Consider the following 7,273-nt stretch of genomic DNA (forward strand, 5'->3'; position numbering starts at 1 on the left):
TTAAGCTTTTAGAAAGAAATGAATGTATAACGGAATTATAGCAAACAGTAGCGGTACTACAATTGAAAACGCTATCCCGAAATTTTTGATCAGCATGTTATAACGCGGGTTATTTATGCCCAGCGACTGGAATGCACTGCCGAAACCGTGGTACAGGTGGAAACCTAAAACCGCCATGGCTATAACATATAGTATACTGGCTATAAGGCCGTATCGCGGGTGTTTGAAAAACTCAACAGTTATTTTGTAAAGGTCCATGTACCCTTCCTTTATTTTTACATTGGCCTGCGCATCATAAAAGTACTTACGGTCTTTAATTACTACCATACCCTGGTCAACCTGGGCTTTAGGCAGGTAGCCGCCATCAGTAGTAAGGTAAAAAAGCTGCTTCATGCCGCCTGCATTGATTTCAACAGTCTGCAAAGGCATGTTCTTATCAAAATGCATCCGGCTCCAGAAGTTTACCATGTGCGTTACAATAAACACCAGGATTAGCGTACCCAGCACCGCCATGTTCCTGGAAGCCCATACAGTATTGGTTTCCGGCCTGTTCTTAGCATACTTTACCGGCCTTGCCTTCTGGTTTTGATAAGCAAGAACTATACCGTCAACAGCGTGGAACAGAATTGAAAAGTAAGTGAGGTATGACAGTATTTTTATAGCAGGGTTTGTGGTCATGAAAAGCGCATATTCATTAAAGCGCAGTGATGGGTTTTCCCCTCCGTAAAGTAACTGAAGGTTACCTATTAAATGCCCCACTAAAAACAGGCACAGGAATAAACCTGTCAGCGCCATCCAATACTTTTTTGCAATTGATGACTTTAATAATGCAGATTTTGCCATAGTATCTGATTGATATATAAGTTTTTTTAAAAATCAAACAAAAATAAGGTGAAATCACTATAACTACAACCTTTTCAGGCTTATTTATAATCAATATAAAGTGTTTAATTTGTTTTACGTTTTGCCACCAAAACTTAAACAGTTTTTGCTGCTTTCCCCAGTCCAGGGAAGGCAGCAGCTAAACTATTTTATAATACAGCCTCTAACCCGAAAAGCAGTCTGCTTTTTTTGCGGAGCAGCCCGGGCTTTGGCATTTTTGTCAAAGCCCGGTCCCGCTATCCACTATATCTCCCCGCCGCGAAAGCGGGCGGCGGGGAGGATGCCGTTTCTATCGGGGCTATGCAAAAAGTTTGCGCATTATTTGCCCACACCTGCTACCGAGTTACGTATTGAGCCTTTTAGCGGATATCGTTGGCTTCACCACCATTATGGCCCTGATGTAAATGCATTACCTTATTACGGCCTGGCAATAAGTACACTTACAGCATTGCCGCCAAAACCAACCGCATTTACGAGTATCTTTTTAAGGTTACCCTGCTGTGGCCTGCCTTCAGTAAAAGGCACGCCTATAAACTTGTTGTTGAGGAGCATCAGGACAGCCATTTCAAGGCTCAGGAGGCCCGAAGCGCCAAAGGTGTGGCCTATTTTCCATTTGTTGGTGGTGAGCAGTGGCATGGCATCACCAAAAACTTTTTGTATGGCGGCATGCTCCGCACTGTCGCCTTTTAATGTTCCCGGAGCATGCATTACTACAGCATCAACAGCTGAAGGCGGAGTGCCTCCCAGCGCCATAAGCATAGCCCGCTGCATACATCCTGCATCAGCAGAAAGGAAAACACTGTGTTCCAGCATTTCAGTCGCATAGCCGACACCGTCAATAGTAGCAAGGGCACCGTCAACAATACCCGGCTCAAGGCACACAGCAGCAGCCCCTTCACCCAACACCATGGTATTTACCTTTTTAAGGAGGTCAGACGCAAGGCAGGGATACGCGCCACCCGAAGCCTTTGCATATATTTTCATGGCCTGCATCTGGGCAATGGTAAAAGGCGTAAGCGGCGCTTCGGCACCGCCGGCAAGAAATTTTCGTGCCATCCCCGCACGTAGCCATGCCACGCCGTTTAAAACAGCATGCAGGGCTGTTGAACAGGTTATGGAATGGGAAATTTCAGGCCCACTGCTCTTCAGGTCATGCGCCACCCATGATGATATATTGCCCAGCGTGGTGGAGGGAGATGCCTGCACAGCAGCCTTGCCGGTTTCCAGGTAATTGCGGTAATGCTCCTCGAACTGGTGGGTTGCCCCGCGTGAAGAACCGATATTTACGCCAAAATCATCGCCAATGCCCCAGCCGGCTTTACTCACTGCGGCCCTTGAGGCAAGTATAGCATAAAGCACAGAGTCATCAAGATGCCTGTATTTAGCGTCAGACTCACGCAGCAGCGTCGTTTTTTCCTTTAAGGCCGGTGGAACAGCCGCAACAGGCACAATGGCGCTGCCTATAGCGGTATTTGTAATAAGCGTCCCGATGTGGTTATAATTTTTCCAAACGGTTTCGGAGCTGTCGCCAAGCGGAGAGAAAGAAGCTATGGAGGTTATGGAAACAGGTATACCCAATGCAAAATTAATTTTTGCAAAAGTACTAAACTAAAAAAACCGCAACTTAACTGCGGTCAAGAATTTTCTGCTCAAAATAACAGGTTTTTATGGAGCGGAGCGGCGCTTCGCCAGAAAGCACTTTACTGAACTCTGCCCAGTTGGCCTGCGGAATAAACCTTAGTAGCGGCTGGCTGACAACCCCTATGTTTGCCATATTATCTTTTATGGCCCCGTCCCATACTTCGTAGTAATTCAGTATATCATCAGGATAAACCACTTTACGTTCAGTACCTTCATCTTCCGCTTCAAAAGGTTCTGATACGTTAAGGTAGCCATAATCATCGGTAAGCTGCTCACCGGGCTGTATATCCCGGATGGCAATTTCAAAATCATAAGCGGTACTCATGCAACTGGGATTAAAACTATGGTTTACATATTTGGCATGGTCCCAGCACAAAACCTTCTCGCCACGGCTGTTCGTAAAGCTGTAGGTGTCAAGGTAAGTTTGCATAACAGGGTTTATCCGCCGTATGTCTTCCGGCGTATATACCTGATCCAGATCGTCCTGAACCCATGTAATGGTACCTTTAGGGATAAACTTCTTGGCTACAACTCCATAGCCAACTACATCATTGATAAAACGGAGTTCAGTATCAGGATGGATCATACAACATAAATTAATTAACCTAATTTACGTTATTTTTTCAACAGCTTCCTCAACAACATCATAAATATTTCTTAACAAATCATCCGTGATGATGTAAGGCGGCAGGATATATACAATATTTCCCACCGGCCTGAGGATGATTCCCCTGCTGATAAAGAAATTATACAGCCTGTTCCTGAAGCCTCCATAATATTCTTCTTTGCCTTCGCGGGCAATTTCAAGTGCCAGTATAACGCCCCTTACCCTTACTTCCTTCACCCTCGGGTGGTGCTGCATCTTTTTCATGAAGGCAAGGTGATTTTCATTAATGCGCCTTATATTCTGCTGCATTTCATCCGACAACAGCAGGTCAAGGGAAGCCAGGGCTGCGGCGCATCCTGTAGGATTAGCCATGAACGTGTGCCCGTGGAACAGCACCCTGTTTACATCATCGTCATAAAATCCCTTAAATATTTTTCCTGTAAAAGTAGTTACGGCCATAGGTATGGTGCCCCCTGTAAGGGCTTTGGAGAGGCACATCATGTCGGGCTTATTTTCCAGGTGGCCTGATGCAAAAATTTTACCTGTTTTGCCAAAACCGGTCATTACCTCATCTGCTATGGTAAAAACACCATGATCCCTGCAAACGGCAATGAGCCTGTCCAGCGCCTGCGGCTCATACATCACCATGCCGGCGGCACCCTGTACCAAAGGTTCGAAGATAAAAGCGGCATATTCACCCGTTGCGGCCAGGGCTTTAAGCACTGCCAAGGCTTCATCCTCGCTACCTTTTACAGGTACGGGTATGTGTGTAACCTCAACAAGCGAACCCCTGAAAGCCTCGGTAAAAAATGTTATCCCGCTGGCTGCCATAGCTGCAAAAGTATCGCCATGAAAGGCATTTTCCAGTGCTATTATCTTTGTGCGCTTTTCACCTTTATTATAATAATATTGCAATGCTGCCTTTATGGCTACTTCCACGGCTGTTGACCCGTTATCGCTAAAAAACAGTTTTTCCTGCCCTGGCGGAAGAAGCGGCACCAGCCTCTCAGCCAAAAGTATGGCAGGCTCATGGGTAAAACCGCCAAAAAGCACGTGCTCCAGTGTAGTAAGCTGCCTGTATATGGCATCAGCTATATAGGTATTACTATGCCCGTATGGATTTACCCACCACGAGGCAATGGCATCAATATATTGTTTACCCTCTTCATCCCAAAGTAGCGCACCCTGTCCCCTCGTTATGGCAATATGCTCCGGAGCGGTCTTGTGCTGGGTATAAGGATGCCACAGGTAGCGCCTGTCTCTTTCACGAAGGCTCTCTTGCCCGAGAGGAGCCTGGTTTCCTGCAATCATAACTTCAATATATTTTCACGAAACCTGTCGGCATAGTCAAGGACTACATTTTTGTCAAAATAGGGTTCATTGTCAATCCGCCCGATGAAGGTAATGCCTGTACGTTTCAGGATAATACTTTCTGTAGAAGGGTTTTCATCACCATTAAATATAATCCCGGCCGGGTTGATGCCATGGCTCTTCAGGGTTTCAATAGTCATCAGGGTGTGATTGATGCTGCCAAGGTAATGCCTTGACACTACCACAACTTTATACTCCGGCTTTATGAGGCTTAAAATGGTATCTTCATCATTAAGCGGTACCAACACCCCGCCGGCCCCTTCAATAACCAGGTGATTATCTGTCTGCGGTTCTGTTACCTGCTGCCTGTTTATGGTTATACCGTCTATTGCCGCAGCCAGGTGCGGGCTGGCCGGTGTAGTAAGGGCATAGCTGTTTTTATGGATAACCGTTTTTTTGTTTGATATGTACCTGCTTACCTTGTGGCTGTCTGAATTGTCCAGGTCGCCGGCCTGTACCGGTTTCCAGTAATCTGCCTCGAGCGCTTCGGTTATAATGGCCGATGCCACTGTTTTGCCTACATCGGTGCCAATTCCCGTGATAAATAGTTTCATTTATAGAAATTGATTTTTACAATTGTTACAACAATATTTATATTTTACGTAGAATGGAAGTAATCCCAGTAGTAAAGAGAATAGGAAAGAAAATAAAGATTTTAAATCTTTGATGGTGGAAACCAAATCTACCTGGCTACTACTGCATTGAGGGCATATAACCGGATTTCCGGAATCGTCGACAGAATACCTGTTGATTGCAAAAAGTATTTGCTTAGCTTTACCAGCGTCTACATTTCTTACAAATAGCTTAACCCCTCCTATTGCATTACTTATCAACGGATCAAAATCTATCGTATGGTTATCGGCCATAAAAACATCTATACCCTCAGACTGAAGCTTTCCTTTGATAATCAGTGCCTCTGAAGTATATTGGTAAGCGCCTATTTTCGTAAACATACTTTCCATAGTGCAAACTTACTTAAATATGGGTGTTTATTTAAAAATTGGGGGCCACCAATTTTAATATAATATTACCAATAGGCAATATTTATATTCTATAACTTTGAGAGTAAAGACATTAAATTAACACGTCTTCCCTTATGCATGGAAACCCTTAAAGTGCCTAATTACATAAAAACCGTGTATATAGCCCTGCTCATTATCATTATTATCTTCTTTATGATAATGGCAAAACAGCTTTTGGTACCGTTGCTTATATCAGGATATTTAGCCATGCTGCTAACCTCAACCTGCAACAGGCTGGAACGCCGTAAAATTCCCCGGTCATTCTCAGCATTTGTTGTACTTTCAGGCTTCCTTATCCTGTTAGGCGGGATATTTTCCCTCATATACATCCAGGTGAGGCAGTTTGTTGATGACCTGGGTACCGACCTTACCCAAAAGCTCAACCACTTTATCATTAAGGCTAATACATGGTGCTATGATACGTTTGGTTTTGACCTTGGCATGAAAGACGGGTTTGAAATGAAAAAAGCGGTAGAAATTGTGCAGCCGGAAAACAGCAGCGCCACCCAACTCGTATTTTCAACACTCAACACGCTGTCGGATGTCATCCTGCTGCCGGTGTTCATCTTTTTCCTGCTGATATACCGGGACCACCTGGCCATATTTATTACCAAAGTGTTCCGCAGGCATGACAACAACGGCCTGCTGGCAAAAATGACGCAGCTGCGCAAAATTGTACACGCCTATATTGTTGGCGCGGGCAAAGTTATGCTTATCCTTGCCATAGTGAACACGGCAGTGCTTTTTGCGCTGGGTATTGAGCATGCCATATTTTTCGGTGTGCTTGCAGGCGTGCTTAATATCATCCCTTACCTCGGCCCGTCGCTGGGCGCTGTATTGCCTTTCCTGTTTGCGCTGTTGACCAAAGACAGCCTGTTTTACCCCATAGCCGTGCTGGTGGCTTTTACGTTTATACAATTGCTTGAAGGAGCTTTCCTCACCCCTAAAATTACCGGTGGCAATGTAAACCTTAACGCGCTGGTTACCTTTTTAGGGCTGCTTATTGGCGGCGCTATATGGGGCATTATGGGCATGATACTTATAATACCCACTATAGCCATACTTAAAAAGCTGTTTGAGCTGAGCCCCGATACGCAGCCGTATGCCTACCTGTTTGGTGAGGAAGACAGCAACTGGTTTAAACGGCGGAAACGGCGAAAGAAGCCTACTGATGAAGCAGTTCCCGGAAATGCGTAAGCACTGTGGTAACCTGCTGCTTTGTGTTGTAGCTGTGCAGGCAAAAACGCAGGCGCTCCTGCCCGGCAGGCACTGTAGGCGACAGTATGGCCCGAACATCGAATCCGCGCTCCTGCAAAGCCGTTGATATAGCCTTTACTTTTATTGTGCCCGGCACAACGGCACAGTGTATGGCGGAGGTGCTATTGATAAAGCAGCCTAAGCCGAGCCTTTCTGCCTCAGATGAAAAAAAGCCGATGATTTCCCGGAGCCCGTTTTGCGCAGAAACATCACCAGCAAGCTGGTTATATGCTGCAAGCACTGTGGCTAAGGCATGGGGCGGCAGCCCTGTTGTGAATATAAAACTGCGGGCAAAATTTACAAGGTAATCCCTCAGCTTTATGTGGCCTAAAACTGCTGCGCCATGGCAGCCGAGCGCTTTGCCGAAAGTAACAACCCTGGCAAAAACCTCATCCTGCAGGCCAAGTTCCTGTACCATCCCCCTTCCCCTGCCGGATACCCCCACAGCATGGGCCTCATCTACTACCAGATAAGCATTATACCGGCTGCACAG

At 45.8% G+C, this 7,273-nt stretch carries 8 protein-coding genes; 1 reads left to right on the plus strand and 7 read right to left on the minus strand.

Features of this window, described 5'->3' with window-relative positions; all coding sequences use genetic code 11:
* From CHU92_RS11870 to CHU92_RS11895, 6 genes are all read right to left on the minus strand, one after another.
* Nucleotides 1-843: a succinate dehydrogenase cytochrome b subunit gene (locus CHU92_RS11870; protein ID WP_094415846.1), complete on the minus strand. Its 843-nt coding sequence runs from the start codon at nucleotides 841-843 to the stop codon at nucleotides 1-3.
* Between the two features lie 456 nt (nucleotides 844-1,299).
* The gene (locus CHU92_RS11875) at nucleotides 1,300-2,460 is read right to left on the minus strand and encodes a beta-ketoacyl synthase N-terminal-like domain-containing protein (RefSeq protein WP_094415848.1); all 1,161 of its coding nucleotides are present in this window, start codon (nucleotides 2,458-2,460) and stop codon (nucleotides 1,300-1,302) included.
* 46 nt (nucleotides 2,461-2,506) lie between these two features.
* Complete coding sequence (locus CHU92_RS11880; protein ID WP_094415849.1) at nucleotides 2,507-3,109, minus strand: SET domain-containing protein; 603 nt, start codon at nucleotides 3,107-3,109, stop codon at nucleotides 2,507-2,509.
* Between the two features lie 24 nt (nucleotides 3,110-3,133).
* On the minus strand, nucleotides 3,134-4,441 hold the full coding sequence (gene bioA / locus CHU92_RS11885; protein ID WP_094415851.1) for an adenosylmethionine--8-amino-7-oxononanoate transaminase: 1,308 nt from the start codon (nucleotides 4,439-4,441) through the stop codon (nucleotides 3,134-3,136).
* The gene (bioD, locus tag CHU92_RS11890) at nucleotides 4,438-5,055 is read right to left on the minus strand and encodes a dethiobiotin synthase (protein ID WP_094415853.1); all 618 of its coding nucleotides are present in this window, start codon (nucleotides 5,053-5,055) and stop codon (nucleotides 4,438-4,440) included. Before bioD ends, bioA begins: the two co-directional genes overlap by 4 nt.
* A complete protein-coding gene (locus tag CHU92_RS11895; protein WP_094415855.1) occupies nucleotides 5,056-5,463 on the minus strand; it encodes a putative signal transducing protein in 408 nt (135 codons plus the stop codon).
* A gap of 138 nt (nucleotides 5,464-5,601) precedes the next feature.
* Here CHU92_RS11895 and CHU92_RS11900 point away from each other — a divergent pair, with 138 nt between their 5' ends.
* Nucleotides 5,602-6,720 (plus strand): AI-2E family transporter, encoded by a 1,119-nt coding sequence (locus CHU92_RS11900; RefSeq protein ID WP_094415857.1) that lies wholly within the window; start codon nucleotides 5,602-5,604, stop codon nucleotides 6,718-6,720.
* Here CHU92_RS11900 and CHU92_RS11905 read toward each other — a convergent pair.
* Nucleotides 6,689-7,273 (minus strand): aminotransferase class I/II-fold pyridoxal phosphate-dependent enzyme (locus tag CHU92_RS11905; RefSeq protein ID WP_129583077.1); only part of this gene is annotated, 585 nt, incomplete at its 5' end. The genes CHU92_RS11900 and CHU92_RS11905 overlap by 32 nt on opposite strands.

Source organism: Flavobacterium cyanobacteriorum (genome assembly GCF_002251835.1).
Classification (GTDB): Bacteria; Bacteroidota; Bacteroidia; order Flavobacteriales; family Flavobacteriaceae; genus Flavobacterium; species Flavobacterium cyanobacteriorum.

Excerpts from the sequence above, each read along its gene's own strand:
- CHU92_RS11900 (WP_094415857.1), top strand. The coding sequence starts at position 5,602 with ATGGAAACCCTTAAAGTGCCTAATTACATAAAAACCGTGTATATAGCC.
- bioD (WP_094415853.1), bottom strand. The coding sequence starts at position 5,055 with ATGAAACTATTTATCACGGGAATTGGCACCGATGTAGGCAAAACAGTG.
- CHU92_RS11880 (WP_094415849.1), bottom strand. The coding sequence starts at position 3,109 with ATGATCCATCCTGATACTGAACTCCGTTTTATCAATGATGTAGTTGGC.
- bioA (WP_094415851.1), bottom strand. The coding sequence starts at position 4,441 with ATGATTGCAGGAAACCAGGCTCCTCTCGGGCAAGAGAGCCTTCGTGAA.
- CHU92_RS11895 (WP_094415855.1), bottom strand. The coding sequence starts at position 5,463 with ATGGAAAGTATGTTTACGAAAATAGGCGCTTACCAATATACTTCAGAG.
- CHU92_RS11870 (WP_094415846.1), bottom strand. The coding sequence starts at position 843 with ATGGCAAAATCTGCATTATTAAAGTCATCAATTGCAAAAAAGTATTGG.